This window comes from Bacillus sp. RCC_6_1 (genome assembly GCF_041360755.1).
Taxonomy (GTDB): Bacteria; Bacillota; Bacilli; order Bacillales; family Bacillaceae_G; genus Bacillus_A; species Bacillus_A cereus.
Genome location: NZ_JBFUPV010000001.1, coordinates 17,210 through 38,620, shown reverse-complemented (window position 1 = coordinate 38,620; position 21,411 = coordinate 17,210). Strand labels below are relative to the sequence as shown.

Below are 21,411 nucleotides of genomic sequence, written 5' to 3'. Positions count from 1 at the left end.
AAATGGGAGACGTTATTGATATATATGGTTTATCACCTTTGCAAAAAGGAATACTGTTTCATACTTTATACGATCAAGATGATGAACATTCTTTTTCCTATATTGTACAAGTAGGTTTCTTGCTCGGGGGGCAATTGGATGTTGATACTTTTGAAAAGGCTTGGGAATATGTTATTAATCGACATGAGGTTTTACGTTCAGTATTTGTATGGGAGGAAGTAGAAAAGCCACTACAAGCGGTTTACCAACGTCTTCCTTTTACTATTCATCAAGAGGATTGGAGCACCTATCCACATGAGGAAAGGGTGAAGAAATTACAACAGTTTTTGAATGTAGATCGTAGAAAAGGATTTTTATTGGATGAAGCACCATTGATGAGAGTCACTGCGATTAAAGAAGCAAAAGAGGAAACGAGAATTATTTGGACACATCATCATATTTTGCTAGATGGATGGAGTGTGTCATTGGTCTTTAGTGAAGTGATGGAAGTTTATCTCAAGATGATAAAGGGAGAATTATTGACTCTTCCTAAATCTCTTCCTTATAAAAAATATATCCAGTGGATAAATAAACAAGATCAAAGTCAAGCAGAGGAATTTTGGAAAGAAGAATTAAAAGGGTTCTATGCACCTACGCCATTAGCAATGGAAAAAAAGGATCAAGGACAAGAGAAGGGCTATGGAGAGTGTGTTTATCAAGTATCTGAGAAACTTACTGAGAAGTTACAAGAGTGGGTACGAAATAGTCGATTAACGTTGAATACGTTAGTACAAGGTGCATGGGCTTATTTGATGAGTAGGTATAGCGGTGACAGTGACGTCGTATTTGGCGTAACTAGCGCTGGACGTCCTACTGATTTAATGGGAGCAGAGAATATGGTGGGGCTATTTATTAACACATTACCTACCAGAATTCGATTAACGGATAATACATCAGTAGTAGATTGGCTTCGTAAAATACAAATGAAAGAAATGGAACGAAGACAGTATGAGTATAATTCGTTGATAGATATTCAAGGCTGGAGTGAGGTTCCGCGAAATAGCTCCTTATTTCATACCTTGTATGTGTTTGAAAATTATCCAATTCAAGGTGAGAGAAATGATGATTTAAGATTACTAGATGTTACAAGCACGGAACAAACAAATTATCCTTTAACACTCATTGTAATGCCCGGTAAGAAAATTACTTTAAAGTTGATGTATGATCGAAGCTATTTTAATGAAGAAACAATAAATCTGATTCAGAATCACTTATTGCAAATATTAATTCAGATGACGAAGAGCCTAGATTCAAAACTATTTGAAATTACTCATTTAACAGAAGAAGAACAGATACAGTTACTAGAGGAATGGAATCATACTCAATTTAATTATTCGGCTGAAGGCATGATTCATACGATGTTTGAGGAGCAAGTTAAAAAAACACCGGAAGCAATCGCGGCTAGTTACGAAAATGAACAAATTACCTATAAAGAGTTGGAGAAGCGTGCAAATCAGCTAGCTCATTATCTACAAAAGCATGGTGTAGGCCCAGAGTCTCTAGTTGGGGTATATATGGAACGTTCATTACAAATGATGATAGCGTTATTAGGTATTCTAAAATCAGGAGCAGCGTATGTTCCACTTGACCCTACTTATCCAGAGAGTCGACTTCGATATATATTAGAGGATGCTGGAATCGAAGTACTAGTGACGGAAGAAAATTCTAAAAATTTGTTTGTATCTGAAAAAATAGAAACGATTTGTATGAATAAAGATTATACTGCAATTGAAAAAGAAGAATCAACCCCATTCATAAGTGGTGTAACAGGAGAAAATTTAGCGTATGTTATGTATACTTCAGGATCTACAGGGAATCCAAAGGGAGTAATGATTGAGCATCATTCAGTAATTAATTATCTAGAATGGATGCAACATAAATATCCGCTTTCTGAAAAGGATGTGCTCTTGCAGAAAACGCCATTCTCATTTGATGTCTCTGTTTGGGAATTGTTTTGGGGCATTCACGTTGGTGCAAGTGTATCTTTCCTACCTCCAGGTGGAGAAAAAGATCCTTCTATTATAGCTGAAGTGATTAAACAACATCAGGTTACTATAGTTCAATTTGTACCTTCGATGTTATCTGTTTTCTTAGACCACTTCAATCATATTGAATTGAACATGAATTGTTCGTCCGTACGCCATGTATTTTCTGGTGGAGAAGAACTAAGTTCAGGGTTGGTTAGACGATTTCAACAGAAATGGAATTATAGTGGACAAGTGAAATTAACCAACTTTTATGGACCAACTGAAGCCACTATTTATGTGAATGCATTTGATATTCAGCCTAATCAAGAATTTGTTTCTATTGGGCAGCCAATACAGAACACGCAATTATATGTATTAGACCAAAATCAACGCTTGCAATCAATAGGAATTGAGGGTGAGTTATATATTGGTGGTGCTGGTTTAGCACGTGGATACTTAAATCGTCCGAATCTTACTGCTGAAAAATTCGTTTCGCATCCATATCGATTTGGGGAACGACTATATCGAACAGGAGATTCAGTAAGATATTTAACTGATGGAAATTTAGAATTTATAGGTAGAATGGACCACCAAGTCAAAATGCGTGGTTTTAGGATTGAATTAGGAGAAATTGAAGCGACTTTAGAAAAATGTTCGTTTATTAAAGAGGCTGTCGTATTAGTTAGAGAAGATCGTCCAGGTGATCAACGATTGGTTGCATATGTAATAAGCGATGGAAATACCGAGGAGTGGAGAGAGTATTTACAAAAACAATTACCGAATCATATGATTCCAGCGCACTTTATAGAGTTAGAACACTTCCCGCTTACTCCAAATGGGAAAATTGACCGAAAGGCCTTGCCAGCACCTGATGAACAAGCTATTGAAGATTTAAATGTGCTACCTCGGACGCCATCGGAAGAGCTTATTGCCTCGGTTTGGAGTCAAGTGTTAGGAACAGAAAATATTGGCATTCAGGATTCCTTCTTTGAACGTGGTGGGCACTCACTACTTGCGACTCAAATTGTCTCTCGATTGCAAGAACTGTTCCAAATTAAAATTCCATTACGTGAACTTTTCAAGCACGATACAGTGGAAGCATTGGCGAAACGAGTGGATCAGTTACGAAAAGAAGATAAAAAACGAGAGGTTGCTCCTCTTGTACCTATGAAACGAGAAGAAGTTATCCCACTTTCCTATGCGCAGAAACGTCTATGGTTTATTGATCAATTAATGCCAAATAGTGCTATGTACAATATCCATGCAGCGTGTCGCTTAACAGGTGAATGGTCAATTGAAGCATTGGAGGTCGGATGGAATCAATTGTTGGAGCGTCATGAATCATTAAGGACGACAATTCTAGAACAAGAGGGTGAACCTTTTCAACAAGTTCAATCTCATGTGTTCAGGCATATTCCTCAAACGAATCTAACAGATCTTTCTTTGGAAGGTAGGGAAAGAGAAATGAAACGCCTTATTCAAAACGAGGCGGAGGAACCATTTCATTTTGGACAAGGTCCTCTGATTCGAACACGAATATTGAAAGTGGACAGGGAAGAATGGGTTCTCATTTGTACGATGCATCATATTATTTCAGATGGATGGTCAATGGGAATCTTACTTGAAGAATGGATGGCTTTTTATGAAGGAGCACTAACCGGAAAACCAGTGGAATTGAAGGAGTTATCTATCCAATATTCAGATTTTGTTATGTGGCAGAAGGAATGGCAAAAAGAGGAGAGTTTGAATCAGCATCTTCAATATTGGAAGGAAGAATTATCTGGGGAACTACCGGTTTTACAATTACCGATGGATCGTCCTCGACCTGCAGTTCAAACCCATCGTGGTGCAAGTCAGTCCTTAATAGTGGCGAATTCCTTACAGGAAAAGCTCAAAGATTTAAGTTTGCAAGAAGGATGCACTTTATTTATGACATTGATGGCAGCGTATCAAAGCTTCCTTTCTCGTTATACAGGACAGGACGACATTATAGTTGGAAGCCCCATCGCTAATCGAAATGTGAAAGAGATTGAGGGATTAATAGGATTCTTTGCAAATACGTTAGTTTATCGAGCTGATTTCAGTGGAAATCCGACGTTCCAAGAACTATTGTCGCAGATAAGAAAAAAAGCACTAAAAGCATACGAGTATCAGGACATCCCATTTGAGAAAGTGGTAGAATCCGTAAAACCTGAACGGAATACAAGTCATTCACCAATATTCCAAACTATGTTTACTTTACAGAATACGAAACAAGAGTTTCTTCAGCTATCCGAAAGACAAATGGAACTCATGGAAAGCCATGTTTCTGTTGCCAAATTTGATTTGAGTTTATTTGCTTCTGAGACGGAAGAAGGATTATCACTAACCTTTGAATATAATACTGATTTGTTTAATGATACAACCATTAAACGTATGGTAAATCATTTTGAACATTGGTTAAATCAAATTGCCTCTTATCCAAAATGTTTATTATCAGAATTGAATATGTTATCGAAAGTGGAATATAAGCAACTACTAGAGGAATGGAATGAATCAGCCGTTATAGATATAGAAGATAGTACGATTCATACAATGTTTGAAGAACAAGTGGAAAAAACACCAGAAGCAATTGCAGTAGTGTGCGAAGATGAAGAACTAACATATCGAGAGTTGGACGAACGCTCGAATCAGTTGGCACATTATTTACAAAAAAATGGTGTAACATGCGAAACATTGGTTGGGATTTGCGTTACACGTTCATCCGAGATGATTGTCGGTCTCTTAGGAATTATGAAGGCGGGAGGAGCATATGTCCCAATTGATCCAGCGTATCCGGAAAGTCGACTGCAGTACATTTTAGAAGATGCTCAAATAAAGGTACTGGTGACACAGGAAAAGTTACAACAAAAAATGGTTATACCTACATTCGTTAACGTCATTTGTATTGATCGTAATCGAGCAGAAATAGAACAAGAAGTTACTACGGTATGCACGAGTGAAGTGACGGGTGATAACTTAGCCTATATTATCTATACTTCAGGTTCCACGGGAAATCCAAAGGGAGTAATGATTGAGCACAGGAATACAGTAACAATGATTCATTGGGCGCATCATACGTATTCTCGAAAGGAATTAGCGGGAGTATTAGCTTCAACTTCACTATCTTTTGATTTATCCGTTTTTGAAGTATTTGTTCCCTTAACGATGGGTGGTAAGGTGATTGTCGCTGAAAATGCTCTACATCTAGACAAGTTGTCTACCAAAGGTGTGACTTTGGTTAATACTGTGCCATCGGCAGCAAAGGAACTGGTTCGAGCAAAAACAATTCCTTCTTCAGTAAAGGTAATGAATTTGGCTGGAGAACCGTTGCCATATCCGCTTGTTCAAGATTTATACGAGAGAAGTACGATTGAGAAGGTGTTCAACTTATATGGACCGTCTGAAGATACTACGTATTCCACGTATCTGGAATTAGAAAAGGGTGTCATGCATAGGGTACCACCAATTGGTAAACCAATCTTCAATACAGAAGTATATGTATTGAGTGCTGAGCAAAAAATGGTTCCAATTGGTGTAGTTGGTGAGCTGTACATTGGTGGATCAGGGTTAGCACGTGGATATTTAAAACGCCCTGACTTAACGAAAAATCGATTTATACCGCATCCGTTTAAAGAAGACGAGCGAGTATACCGGACTGGAGATCTAGTAAGGTATTTGCCGGATGGAAATTTGGAGTATGTTGGAAGAATTGATCATCAGGTGAAAATTCGTGGGTTCCGGATTGAACTAGGAGAAATCGAGGCGGTATTACAAAAGCATACATTAGTTAACGAAGCTATTGTGATGGTGCGGGAAGATTATCCTGGCGATCCACGTTTGATTGCCTATGTTGTAGGAGACGGGGATGCTCAAAAGTGGCGTGATTATCTCAAGGACCAACTACCAAATTATATGATTCCATCCTATTTTGTTGGATTAAATGCATTTCCACTCACTCCTAATGGGAAAATTGATAGGAAGGCTTTACCAGCACCAGAGAAGCAGGAGATAGCAAGTTGTTATACTGCTCCTCGTACGTCTACGGAAAAAACAATTGTTTCGATATGGCATGAAGTTTTAGGCATGGAAAACATCGGAATTCAAGATTCGTTTTTTGAAATTGGTGGACATTCATTACTTGCTACGCAAGCTGTTTCCAATCTTAAAGAGGCTTTTGGAATCGAGATACCATTGCATGATTTATTTATGTTTCATACGGTGCAGCAATTGGCAGAACAGATTGATCAATTGCTCGATAACAAAAATCAAGAAATGCAGAATGATAGTAAGGAGAATATAAGCCTTCAAGATTATATTCAAAAAGAAGCAGAAGTGAGTAATGATGAAGAATTACTGGAACTGCTTAAGCAATTAGAAGAGTTATCAGAGGAAGAAGCACAAGGGATATTTGAGAGTAATTTGATTGAGGAAGGGGTAAAAAAATGAGAAGTGATTTACTTGCAAAGCTGAGTTCACTTTCTCCTGAGAAGAGAGCATGGCTTGAGAAGCAAATGCAAAAAAAGGAGAATAAAGAAGCACTCCCGTTGTCTTATGCACAACAACGTTTGTGGTTTATGGACAGATTTAACCCAAACAGTTCTTTATATAATATTCCAACAGTATGGCATCTAAAAGGAAATTGGATACCTGAAGCATTAGAGAAGGGATTCAATCGACTCATTGAACGTCATGAATCATTACGAACTGTTTTTAAAGAAATAGGAGAACAGCCTGTGCAACAAATTGTCGAATTCCTTCCTAGAGCATTACCTGTAAGGGATTACTCTCAACTTCCTCTAGAAGTAAAAGAAAAAGAGGTAGATAGTTTAATTGCGAGAGAAGCGCAAGAACCATTTGATTTAATGAATGGTCCTTTAATTCGTAATCAGCTTGTTCAATTAGAGAAGGATGAATGGTTATTACTGTGTACGATGCATCATATTATTTCTGATGCTTGGTCCATTGGTATATTCATGAATGAATTCCTTGCTTTCTATGAAGAAGAAACGGGCGGAAATCCTGCTAAATTAAGTTCATTATCTATTCAATATGCAGACTTTGCGAAGTGGCAAAAGGGGTGGTTGCAAGGTGATGTGCTAAATCGTCAGCTTACGTATTGGCAGGAAGAATTGTCTGGTGAGCTTCCTATCTTACAACTGCCAGTGGATCGACCTCGACCGGTTAAGCAGACTTACTCTGGGGCTGCGCATCATGTGATTTTTCCTTATAAATTGCTCAGTCAATTGAAGGATATAAGTCGACAAGAAGGATCTACTTTATTTATGACTTTAATGGCCGCATACCAGAGCTTTCTTGCTCGTTATACGGGACAAAAAGATATTCTAGTTGGTAGCCCGATTGCAAATCGGAACCATAAGGGAGTAGAAGGATTAATTGGTTTCTTTGTTAATACGTTGGTTTATCGATCAGATTTGAGTGGCACCCCTACTTTTCGGGAGATTTTGAACCAAACAAAGAAAAAGGCGTTAAAAGCTTACGAATATCAAGATATACCATTTGAAAAAGTGGTAGAAGCTGTGCAACCTGAACGAAGCATGAGTCATTCCCCTATATTTCAGACCATGTTTACGCTACAGAATATAAAACAAGAACGACTAGATTTGCCTGATAGAAGTATTGAAATGGTAGAAAGTAATATGTCTATTGCTAAATTTGATTTGAGTTTAACTGCCTATGAAGTGGAAGAAGGTCTATTCGTCTCATTTGAATACAACACGGATTTATTTGATAGTAGTACCATTGCACGTATGGCAGGACATTTTGAGAACTGGCTAAATGAAATCACGTATCATCCAGATGAATCATATACAAAGCTGTCAATGTTATCGGATACTGAGCAAAAACAACTCCTAGAAGAATGGAATGATACGGACGTAGTTTATGGTCATGATTGTATGATTCATGAGCTATTTGAGCAGCAAGTTGCACGGACACCTGACGCAGTGGCGGTAGTTTATGAGGGTGGAAAGCTAACGTATCAAGAACTAAATGAAAAATCGAATCAATTGGCACATTTTCTACAAAAACGAGGTATCGGACCTGAATCATTGGTTGGTATATGTATTGAACGTTCTCCTGATATGATTATCGGTCTCTTTGGGATTTTGAAGGCAGGTGGGGCTTATGTCCCACTGGACCCAAGTTATCCTGAAAACCGCCTGAGATATATTTTGGAGAATTCACAAATTCAAGTGCTGTTAACAAAAGAGGCACTACAAGACTGGTTACCTAAAGATATTCAAGCAATTTGTTTAGACCGGGATCAAGTGATGATTTCTAAAGAGAGTAATTTAGCTCCGGTAAGTGGAGTAACAGCAAATAACTTAGCCTATATTATATACACTTCGGGTTCGACGGGAAATCCAAAGGGGGTAATGATTGAACATCATTCCGTTATCAACCGCCTACAGTGGATGCAGAAAAAATACCCATTGTCCGAGGAGGATACAATCCTACAAAAGACACCGTTTTCATTTGATGTTTCTGTATGGGAATTATTTTGGTGGTCATTTGTAGGAGCACGTGTTTGTTTACTTCCACCAGGAGGAGAGAAAGATCCTGCGGTGATTGAGGAGTATATTGAACGATATCGCGTGTCCACCATACACTTTGTTCCGTCGATGTTATCTACTTTCTTAGATTATATGGAACTATATAATTCGAAAAGGGATGTATCGTCTTTAATTCAAGTTTTTACTAGTGGAGAAGCGTTAAACACTGAGCATGTTCGCCGGTTTAAGGGGATCTTTTACAATGTTCAGCAAACAAAGTTAATTAACTTGTATGGTCCTACTGAAGCGACTGTGGATGTGACTTATTACGATTGTGATTTAGAAAAAGAAGCAATGATTATTCCGATTGGTCGTCCAATTGATAATACAGAGTTGTATGTGTTAGATCAATATCAACAAGTGGTCCCGATTGGTGTGGCAGGGGAACTTTACCTTGGAGGAGTAGGATTGGCACGTGGCTACTTCAATCGACCGGATTTAACTACTGAACGTTTTATTCCGCATCCTTTTAAGGACGGGGAACGATTATATCGAACGGGTGACTTGGTGAGATATATGAATGATCGTAACTTAGAATATATTGGAAGAATAGATAACCAAGTTAAAATTAGAGGATTCCGAATTGAATTGGGAGAAATTGAAGCAGCTTTACATGATCACTCATCTGTAAAAGAGGCAGTCGTGTTGGTGAAGGAAGAACGACCAGGAGATAAGCAGTTAGTAGCTTATGTAGTGGGTGAAGGGGATGCTGGAGAATGGCGTGAATATCTCAAGAAGCAATTACCACATTATATGGTTCCGGCATACTTTTTCCAAATTGAAGGTATGCCACTCACTCCAAATGGTAAAGTGAATCGGAAAGCATTATTGGAATTAGAAGAACAGTTCATAAGTGAAGATATTACTTCATCACGAACACCAGTGGAGGAGCTCATCGTTTCCGTTTGGAGCCAAGTGTTAGGAATAAAAAATATTAGTGTTCAGGATTCCTTTTTTGAAATCGGTGGTCATTCACTACTAGCTACTCAAGTAGTGTCACGTTTACAGAGAATTTTTCAAATCGAATTACCAGTACGTGAACTATTTGAATATACAACGGTGGAGTCACTGGCAAAGCGATTAGAACAGTTACGTAAAGGAGATAAAAAACGAGAGATTCCGCCACTAATACCAATGAAACGAGGAGAAGCTATTCCACTATCTTATGCCCAACAACGTTTATGGTTTATTGATCAATTTACACCTAATAGTGCCCTTTACAATATGCCAATGGTATGCCGTCTTACAGGGAATTGGCTACTTGAAGCATTGGAAACGGGATGGAATCAACTAATAGAACGTCATGAATCACTGCGGACGGTCTTTCAAGAGGTGAATGGTCAACCCGTACAGCAAATTGAACCGTATGCTTTTCAATCAATTCCGAAAACGGATTTAACTATGCTTTCTTCTGAAGATCAAGAAGAAGAAGTTAAACGTTTAATTCAACAAGAAACAGAAGTACCATTTGATTTAACAGAGGGTCCATTAATCAGGACAAGTATTTTGCACGTGGGAGAGGAAGAATGGATAGTCCTTTGTACTCTACATCATATCATTTCAGATGGATGGTCAATGGGAATCCTACTTGAAGAATGGATGGCATTTTATGAGAAAGCAACGGATGGAAAGGTAGCGGAACTTGAACCATTACCGGTTCAATATGCCGACTTTGCTCAGTGGCAAAAAAGATGGTTAAAGGAGGAGGTGCTTGATCAACAACTCCAATATTGGAGGGAAGAATTGTCTGGGGAGCTTCCTGTACTCCAACTTCCTGTGGATCGCCCGCGTCCCGCAATACAAACTCATCACGGGTCGACATACACTATGGTTCTGCCAAGCACGCTACATGATAAATTGAATGAACTTAGTCGAAAAGAAGGGGCTACGCTCTTCATGACGCTTTTAGCTGCATATCAAAGCTTTCTATCTCGTTATACGGGACAAGAAGATATTTTGGTCGGAAGCCCAATTGCGAATCGGAATTATAGAGAAATTGAAGGACTAATTGGTTTCTTCGTTAACACGCTGGTTTATCGAGCTAATTTGAGTGGTAGACCGACATTTCAAGATGTACTGTATCAGGTTCGTCAAAAGGCATTGAAGGCGTATGAATATCAAGATATTCCATTTGAAAAAATTGTAGAAGTTGTGCAACCGGAGCGAAGTACAAGTCATTCGCCAATTTTCCAGACTATGTTCATCTTGCAAAATATGAAACAAGAGTTACCGGTGTTATCTAGTAGAAGTATTGAAATGATAGAAAGCCATAGTCCAATTGCAAAGTTTGATTTAAGTGTAATGGCAGTTGAGACGGAAGAGGGATTACTTTTTACTTTTGAGTACAATAAGGATTTATTCAATGCTACTACTATTGAACGGATGGCAGGACACTTTGAGAAATGGCTACATGAAGTTTCTCATCGCCCACAAAATCCGTTGCATGACCTGAGCATGCTATCAGAAACCGAGCGTACTTTGTTATTAGAAACATGGAATGACACTGTAATGGAAATGTCTCATCAGGGTCTTATTTGCGACAAATTTGAGGAGCAAGTAGCAAGGCGTCCTGATGCGATTGCGATAGTTGATCAAACAAAACAGTGGACTTATGGTGAACTGGATACACAAGCAAATCAGTTGGCAAATGTTTTACAGCGAAAGGGAGTAGCCCCAGAGTCAGTGGTAGGGGTTTATCTTCCGAGGTCAGCTGAGCTGATGGTAAGTTTACTAGGCATTTTAAAAGCTGGTGGAGCTTATGTCGTTTTAGATCCGTTGTATCCAAAATCAAGGTTAGAATACATGATTGAAGATGCAGGAATTCAATTTGTAGTGACGGCGGAAGGACAAGACGGACATTTCGCACACGTCGAAATGGTGAGTTTAGAAGAATTAACGGTGGAAAGCGTAATCGCACCTACACGTCAAATAAATCCAGAGAACTTAGCCTATATTGTTTATACCTCTGGTTCTACAGGAAAACCGAAGGGTGTCATGGTTGAATATCGCTCATTAATGAATATGGTTTCTTGGCATCAGGAAGTTTATCATATTTCAGCAGAGGATCGTGCGACTCAGATTGCAGGGGTTGCTTTTGATTCGGCTGTGCAGGAGATTTGGCCGTATCTAACTGCTGGCGCAGCACTCTACTTGTCAACAGAGGAACTGAGAATTAATCCAGAAGCACTAAGGGACTGGCTCATTGATTCACGAATAACAGCTAGCTTTGCACCTACGCCTATTCTGGAAAGGCTCTTGAAATTATCTTGGCCAGATAAAACGGATCTTCGTTTTATCATTACTGGTGGGGATCAATTAACGCAGTACCCATCTAACGATATTCCTTTTGCGGTAATTAATCAGTATGGTCCATCGGAAAATACCGTTGTTACCACAGATTGTTATGTACCTGTAGGAGTGACAACAGGTACGCCATCGATTGGTCGACCCATTGCAAATACAGAAGTTTATGTGTTAGATTCTCATCTTCAGCTAGTACCAATTGGCGTAATTGGAGATCTCTATATTGGAGGGAAGAGTCTTGCACGTGGATATGCTAATCGTCCGGATCTTACAAAGGAAAAATTTATTCCACATCCATTCAAGTCAGGAGAACGTCTCTATTATACAGGAGACAAAGCAAGTTATCTTTCTGATGGTAATCTCCAGTTCCATGGACGTATAGATGACCAAGTAAAAATTCGTGGTTTCCGGATTGAATTGGGAGAAATAGAAGCTGTTTTGCAGGCACATTCTTCTGTGAAAGAAGCAGTTGTATTGGTACGAGAGGATAATCAAGGTGATAAGAGATTAGTAGCTTATGTAGTTGGTGAAGGAAGTGTCCATGAATGGCGAGAACATCTACAAACACATTTACCAAATTACATGGTTCCAACAAACTTTATTGAGATGGAATTTTTACCACTTACACCGAATGGAAAACTTGATTTGAAGGCATTGCCTATACTTAGTGAACAATCCGCTGAAAATACTGTATACCCAAGAACTCCGCTGGAAGAACTTATCGCTTCAGTGTGGAGTCAAGTGCTAGGAATAGGAGACATTGGTGTTCAGGATTCTTTCTTTGAGCTTGGTGGTCACTCTCTACTTGCTACACAAGTGGTCTCACGCTTACAGGAAGTCTTTCAAATCAATTTGCCAGTACGTGAACTGTTCGAATATTCAACGATCGAGGCATTAGCGAAACGAATGGATCAGTTACGTAAGGGGAATGAAAAACGAGAAATTCCACCATTGGTGCCGATGGAACGTGGAAATAATATTCCACTATCTTATGCCCAACAGCGCTTATGGTTTATTGATCAATTTGCACCTAATAGTGCACTTTATAATATGCCAATGGTATGCCGTCTTACAGGGAATTGGTTACCTGAGGCATTGGAGTTGGGATGGAATCAGTTGATAGAGCGTCATGAATCTTTGCGGACTGTATTTTATGAAGAGGATGGCCATCCTGTGCAGCAGATTCAACCGTACGTTTTCCGTCCGCTTCTGCAAATGGACTTAACTAAGCTTTCATTAGAGGAGCGAGAAAGAAAGTTGGAGCAATGGATTCAAACTGAAGTCGAATCTCCATTTGATTTAGAACAAGGGCCATTATTCCGTGGGAAACTCATAAGAATTTCAGAAGAAGAATGGGTTCTTCTGTGTAATATGCATCATATTATCTCGGATGGGTGGTCGATGGAAATCTTGCTTCAAGAATGGATGGCATTTTATGAGAATGCGATTGGTGAAAAACAAGCAGAGCTGCAACCACTACCAGTTCAATATGCCGATTTTGCTCAGTGGCAAAGAGACTGGTTGAAAGATGAAGTACTATATCAACAGCTTGCATATTGGAAGGAAGAATTATCTGGTGAGTTACCAGTCTTAATGTTGCCAATGGATCGTCCGCGTCCGCCAGTGCAAACCCATCATGGATTAACTCATAATGTTTTGTTGTCACGCTCATTACTGGATAAATTAAACGAACTAAGTCGTCAAGAAGGGGCCACACTTTTCATGACCTTATTGGCATCGTATCAAAGTTTCCTTGCTCGTTATACGGGACAAACGGATATTATTGTTGGTAGCCCAATTGCAAATCGAAATTATCGAGAAATTGAGGGGCTAATTGGTTTCTTTGTCAACACTTTGGTTTATCGAGCTGATTTAAGTAATGCACCGGCATTTCAAGAGTTGTTATCTCAAGTACGGATAAAAGCATTGAAGGCGTATGAGTATCAAGATGTTCCGTTTGAGAAAATTGTAGAGGTTATCCAACCTGAACGAAATACAAGCCATTCTCCGATTTTTCAAACCATGTTTACTTTGCAAAATACGGGACAGAAGCTACCAGAACTACATGGAAGAAATATAGAAGTAATGGAAAGTAATGCTCCGATCGCTAAGTTTGATTTAAGTTTAACTGCTGCAGAAGTGGAAGAGGGTTTATTACTTACTTTTGTTTATAGAACTGATTTATTTGACAGCTTAACTATTGAATCCATGGCTGAACATTTTGGGAACTGGTTGAATGTAATCGTGGAGAATCCTGATAAATCATTAGCTAAGTTGCCTATATTATCAGGATTACAGCAAAAACAGTTGGAGGAGTGGAATAATAATACTGTAGCATATCCACAGGAAAGTACGATTCATCAGCTGTTTGAAGAGCGAGTAAATCGTACACCTGATGCGGTAGCAGTGGTAGATGAAAAACAGCAGTTAACATATCGAGAGCTGAATGAAAAAGCTAATCAATTGGCCCACTATCTTCAGCAATGTGGGATTGGGACTGAATCATTAGTTGGAATTTGCTTTGAGCGTTCAGTTGAGATGATTGTTAGTATTATGGGGATCTGGAAGGCTGGAGCAGCCTATGTTCCATTGGATCCATCATATCCAGAAAGTCGCCTACGATATATTTTGGAGGACACTGGAATTCAAGTATTAGTTACGAACGAGTCATTGGAAGATTGGATACCTAAAGAAATCAAGATAGTTTGTCTAGACAGGGATCAAATAATGATTTCACAAGAAAGCATTCTTTCACCAAAATGTGAAGTAACAGGAGAAGACTTAGCGTATGTTATCTATACTTCAGGATCAACGGGGAATCCAAAGGGTGTCTCGATACAGCATCATTCTGTACTAAACTTGTCGTATGGTTTACAAAAAGAGGTTTTCGAACATGAGATACCATCTAACATGCATGTCGGTTTAAATGCGTCAATTGCCTTTGATGCATCTATCCAGCAATTACAAATGCTGCTTTATGGTTCAAGTTTGTATATTATTCCAAGCGAAGTACGAAGTGATCCGGAGCAGTTTGTAGCTTATATTAGGGAGAACAAGTTAGAAATCTTTGATATAACACCTTCATTGCTTCAATTACTTATAGATGTCGGATTGTTAGAAACGTGCGATGGCGTTCATGTTCCAAGTAAGGTACTGGTTGGTGGTGAAGCAATTATGCCGTCATTATGGGAACAGCTAGTAGAGACTGATAAAATCCAGTTTTATAATGTATATGGTCCTACAGAATGTACGGTTGATGCAACATGCTATCATATCAAGAAAGATAGTAAGAGAGTAACAATTGGACGTCCATTGCCTAACATCCAAACTTATGTATTAGATAGAAATAGGTTGCCAGTTCCAGTTGGTGTAATGGGGGAACTTTATATCGGAGGAGCAGGTCTAGCAAGGGGGTACTTGAATCGTCCAGAGTTAACATCCGAACGATTTATTTCTCATCCATTCAAAGAAGGCGAGAGGTTATATAGAACAGGTGATCTTGTGAGATATCTTCCTGATGGTAATATAGACTACTTAGGAAGAATGGATAATCAAGTGAAGATTAGAGGATTTCGAATTGAACTTGGAGAGATTGAGTCGACTTTACAAGAGCATGACTTAGTAAAAGAGGCAGTTGTAATGGTTAGGGAAAATCAGTCGGGAGATAAGAGGCTGGTAGCTTATGTAGTGGGCGAAGGCAGTTTAGAAGAATGGCGAGAGTATCTTAAAACAAAACTGCCAATCCATATGATACCTTCCTACTTTGTCGAAATGAAAGAATTACCGCTAACCATAAATGGAAAGATTGATCGGAAATCGTTACCTATACCAGATTATCAAGGAACACAAGAAGGATACGTGGCCCCAAGAAATGAACGTGAACATAAGCTTTCTATCATTTGGGAACGTGTGCTAGGTTCAAAACGTATTGGTATGAATGATAACTTCTTTGAAATTGGTGGAGATTCAATTCTTAGCATTCAGATTGTCTCGCGCGCGAAGCAAGTTGGTTTACAATTGACACCAAAACAAATATTTGAACACCAAACAATTGCTGAGTTGGCGCAAGTAGTCAAAGAAGAACAAGGTGTACAAGCTGAACAGGGAATTATAACTGGAGAGACGATACTTACACCTATTCAGCAAAGGTTTTTTGCACAAAATCATCCTAACCCACATCATTGGAATCAATCCATGTTCTTTAGAACGAAAGAGAAATTGTACATAGGATCACTGGAAAAGGCGGCAGGTAACCTTCTACTTCATCATGATGCTCTGCGTTTAAGATATGAACGTTTACCTAATGGGGTTTGGAAACAGTGGAATGAAGGAATAGAAGAACAATTGATGCTTACTGTCATTTCATTAGACGAAGTGCCGGAAGCTGATTGGCATCAGGTTATTCAAAAAGAGATTAATATTGCACAAGAAAGTTTGAATTTACATGATGGTCCGCTAATGAGAATGGTGTATTTTGATGAAGGTGAGCACGCTGGCCGATTATTTTGGACAATTCATCATTTAGCCGTGGATGGTGTTTCTTGGCGAATTTTATTGGAAGATTTGCAAACAGCATATACGCAAGTAGTCCAAGGGCAGAAAATTCAATTACCTATGAAGAGTACATCTTTTAAAGAATGGTCGGAGAAATTACATCATTATGCTGAAACTGGCCTATCAAAAGAAGTGCTACATTACTGGGAGGAGCAGGCTGAACAAGACGTAGTTAAATTGCCAGTAGATGGTACTATAAGTAATCCAGTAAGCGCAGTAACTGAGGAAATTACTGTGGTGTTAAATGAGAATGAGACCCGTATGTTATTGCAAGAGACTTTAAGCACTCACCGTGTCCAAATCAATGAAGTATTATTAGCAGCATTAGTACAAGCTACGGCAGCATGTACGGGGCAGCCGATATTGAGCGTAGATTTAGAGGGACATGGTCGAGAAGAGATTATTGAAGATGTTGATTTATCGAGAACTGTGGGATGGTTTACAAGTATTTACCCAGTTCATTTAAATATTACTAGTGCTAATACGCCAATTGAAGCATTAAAAGCAGTTAAAGAACAAGTTCGCAAAATTCCTAATAAGGGTGTTGATTATGGGGTGTTGCGTTACATGAACGCAACAATGTGTGAGCAATTAAGCTCCCAATATACACCGTCTATTAGTTTTAACTATCTTGGACAATTTGACCAAATGTTTTCTAGCGATGCAATGTTTATTCCGGAGAACGAATTTAAGCGTTTAGATCATGCTGCCGGTTCCAAGCGATCGCATGTAATTGATGTAATTGGGGTTGTAACGGATGGAAAACTTCAATTCACTTGGGTATACAATGTTGGACAATTTGCCAAATCAACGATTCAAAGTATTGCACAGAATATGCTATATCAACTGAGTACATTGATTCAATTTTCAGATAGAGAATCTGCACTGACCATTTCGGATTTTGCAATGGCTAATCTTAGCCAAGAAGGTTTGACAAATGTACTAAACAAAATGCATCGCGGAAAGAACAATCAGATTACTGATTTATATCCACTATCACCTTTGCAAGAAGGTATGATTTTCCACACATTGCATGACCAAGGGGATGAACATGTTGCACCGTATATAGTGCAATTGAGTTTTATGATTCGAGGAAAAATGAATATTCCTACATTTGAGCAGGCGTGGAAATCTGTAATTCAGCGGCATGAAATTTTTCGTACAGGATTTGTATGGGACGAAATTGAAGAACCTGTACAAGTGGTGTATGAAAATATCCCATTTAAAGTGAATAAAGAAGACTGGCGTACAATGACAAGTGAAGAGATAGAGGAAAAAAGAAAAGTCTTTTTGGCATTAGATCGAAAACAAGCCTTCCAATTTGATGAAGCACCATTGATGCGGGTAACAGTCATTCAAGAAGGTGAGGAAGAATATCGGATTGTTTGGACCCATCACCATATTTTACTGGATGGATGGAGTTTACCATTAGTATTTAATGAATTACTTACAGTCTATCAGAAGAGAATGAATGGAGAAGCTGTGAAGTTACCTAAGTCCTCACCATATAAGAAATATATCCAATGGTTAAGAGAGCAAGATAAGGAGCAGGCGGAACAATTCTGGAGAGAGAAGCTAAAAGGTTTTACTGCGCCAACTTTGCTGGGCTTAGAAAGTAAAGAGGAAGAAAAAGGTTACACAGAGAAGGTTACGTATTTATCAGAAGAGCAGACTCAAGCGTTACAAGGATGGGCGAAACGCAATAAACTTACTTTGAGTACAGTAATTCAAGGTGCATGGGCATATCTCATGAGCCGGTATAGTGGAGAAAATGACATTGTTTTTGGTGTAACAAGCTCAGGACGTTCTACGGAGATTATTGATGTTGAAAACATCGTAGGTCCTTTCATTACAACGTCACCGACGCGAATTCAATTGATGGATGATATAAAATTAATAGATTGGTTGCAGAAGATACAAGAGGAAGAGATAGAAAGAAGACAATATGAGTATGCTTCTTTGACAGAGATTCAGGGGTGGAGTGAAGTTCCTAGAGGAATACCGCTGTTCAATAGTTTATATGTGTTTGAAAATTATCCAGTGAAAGAGGAGTCTTCAGAAAATCTGGAAATTGGTGAATTGGAAGGGGTAGAACAAACCCACTACCCATTAGGGTTAGCTGTAGTTCCAGGAATCCAGTTATCGTTAAAGTTAATGTATGACCGTAGTAAGTTTAATAGAGTAACCATTGAACGAATGCTGGGTCATTTACACAAAGTGTTAATGCAAATGCTCAAAAACATTGATCAAAATCTATCGGAGCTAGTATATATTACGGAAGCTGAACAAAGAAAGCTATTGGAAGAATGGAATAATAATACTATATCCTATCCACGTGAGAATGCAATTCATCAACTATTCGAAGAGCAAGTAAATCGTACGCCTGACGCGTTGGCAGTGGTAGATGAAAAACAGCAACTAACATATCGAGAGCTGAATGAAAGAGCTAATCAATTAGCCCATCATTTACAGAAATGTGGAATTGGGACAGAGTCATTAGTTGGCCTTTGCTTTGAGCGTTCAGTTGAGATGGTTGTTGGTCTCATGGGAATTTGGAAGGCTGGAGCAGCCTATGTTCCATTAGATCCATCGAATCCGGAAAGCCGCCTACAATATATTTTAGAAGACACAGGAATTAAAGTGTTAGTTACAAATGAAGTATTACTAGGCTGGATTCCTAAAGACATTAAGACAGTTTGCCTAGATAGGGACCAAGCAATGCTTTCTCAAGAAAGCAAACTTTCACCAATATGTGAGGTAACAGGGGAAAACTTAGCGTATGTTATCTACACTTCTGGTTCGACAGGGAATCCAAAAGGAGCTTTAGTACAGCACCATTCTGTAATAAACCTATCCTATGGTTTACAAAAAGAAGTTTTCTCACATGAGATACCTAGTAATATGCGCGTCGGTTTGAATGCATCAATTGCCTTTGATGTATCTATTCAGCAATTACAAATGCTGCTTTATGGTTCAAGTTTATATATTATTCCAAGTGAAGTTCGCACTAATCCAGAACAATTTGTGTCCTATATTAGGGAGAATAAATTGGAAATGTTTGATATGACACCTTCATTACTTCAATTACTAATAGATGGAGGATTGCTAGAAATAAGTGCTGATGTTCATGTACCAAGCAAGATATTGGTCGGTGGTGAAGCAATCATGCCGTCATTATGGGAACAGCTAGTAGAGACTGAAAAGATTGATTTTTATAACGTATACGGTCCTACAGAATGTACGGTTGATGCAACATGCTATCATATCAAAAAAGATAGTAAGAGAGTAACAATTGGACGTCCGTTGCCGAACGTTCAAACTTATGTATTGGATAAAAATTTGTTACCTGTTCCAGTTGGTGTAACAGGTGAGCTATATATTGGGGGTGCAGGTATAGCGAGAGAATACTTGAATCGCCCAGAATTAACAGCAGAGCGATTCATCTGTCATCCATTTAATGAAGAAGAGCGTTTATATCGTACGGGAGATTTGGTTCGTTATTTACCTGATGGTAATTTAGATTACTTGAGAAGAATTGATAATCAAGTGAAAATTAGGGGCTTTCGTATTGAACTTGAAGAGATTGAAGCGAGTATAGAGAGGCATCCATTGGTAAAAGAAGCAGTAGTTTTGGCAACAGAGGATAAATTAGGAGAGCAGAGATTGGTTGCTTATGTAGTTGGAGATGGTAGTATGCATGAGTGGCGTGAGTATCTCAAGACACAAGTACCAAATTATATGGTTCCCGCACACTTTATTAAGGTAGACGAGATTCCTCTTACAACGAATGGCAAAGTTGATCGAAAGGCATTGAACAATTTAACTATTCATAGAGAAAATAACTTCTCTACACCAATCATTCCAAGGGATGAAATTGAATATCAGTTGATTAAAATCTGGCAGGATGTGTTACAGATAGAAGATGTCTATGTAAATGATGATTTCTTTAATAGAGGAGGACACTCTCTCCTTGTAATTAAATTAGTTTCAAAAATTAGGGAGAAGTTTGGAAAAGAGATTAAGGTTTCAACATTGATTAAGAACCCAACATTGGAAGGAATCGCATGCCTTATTCGTGATAAGCATGATATGACGAAATCAGTAGCAGCGCTAGTTCCACTACAAGAATCAGAAAAAAGCCCTTTCTTCTGTGTTCATCCGTTTATGGGGAATGTATTCTGTTACATTCAACTAGCAAGATTACTTAAGAACCATTGTTCATTTTATGGTTTACAGAATCCTCTTATAGAAAAGGAAGAAATTGATGAATTGACCTTGCCGGAACTAATTCAACTTTACATTGAAGAAATCAAACGTGTTCAGCCAGAAGGCCCATATCGTCTTGGAGGATGGTCTTTAGGCGGTGCGATTGCTTATGAAATCGCAACTGTACTAAAGAATCAAGGTGAGGAAGTTGAGTTGTTGATACTAATGGATACTAAAGTACCTTCAGAGCAGGACTATAAAACAACGGAGGATATGCTCTCATATATATATGAGCATTTCATTTCTAGAGATTTTACTGAGCGGGTGAAAGGCCTCTTCCATGAACAAGATATGCTTGTAGAGCGATTAATTATGGAAGGAGTACTCCCGCCTGATGCAGACCTTATGAATTTGAAGCAAGTTATCAATGCTCATAGGAAATGCCTGAACATAATGGCAGATCATGATTTAATACCATACTCTGGAGAAATTCTCTATTTTAGTGCTGAGGAAGGAAAAGAGTTGTTTACAGATTGGGGACCTTTATTAAAAGGAAGAGTAAATAAGTATTCTGTCCCTGGATCACATGAGGAAATAGTAGACTTCCCCGCAGTTGAAAAGATAGCTAAGTACCTATTAAATGAATTTGAAGGGATAAAAGAAACATCCCTTTCATTAACTGAAAAGTAGAGAGTGCAAAAGATGCAACGCTATGAACGAAAAGGGCAGCCCAATAACTGCAAATAAAG

At 38.7% G+C, this 21,411-nt stretch carries 2 protein-coding genes; both read left to right on the top strand.

Features of this window, described 5'->3' with window-relative positions; genetic code table 11:
• The first annotated feature begins 2 nt into the window (after positions 1-2).
• Positions 3-6,473, top strand: coding sequence for a non-ribosomal peptide synthetase (locus AB6801_RS00105; protein WP_097999486.1), 6,471 nt, complete (start codon positions 3-5; stop codon positions 6,471-6,473).
• Positions 6,470-21,352 (top strand): non-ribosomal peptide synthetase, encoded by a 14,883-nt coding sequence (locus tag AB6801_RS00100; protein ID WP_097999487.1) that lies wholly within the window; start codon positions 6,470-6,472, stop codon positions 21,350-21,352. The genes AB6801_RS00105 and AB6801_RS00100 overlap by 4 nt, the downstream gene beginning before the upstream one ends.
• The last annotated feature ends 59 nt before the right edge of the window (positions 21,353-21,411 follow it).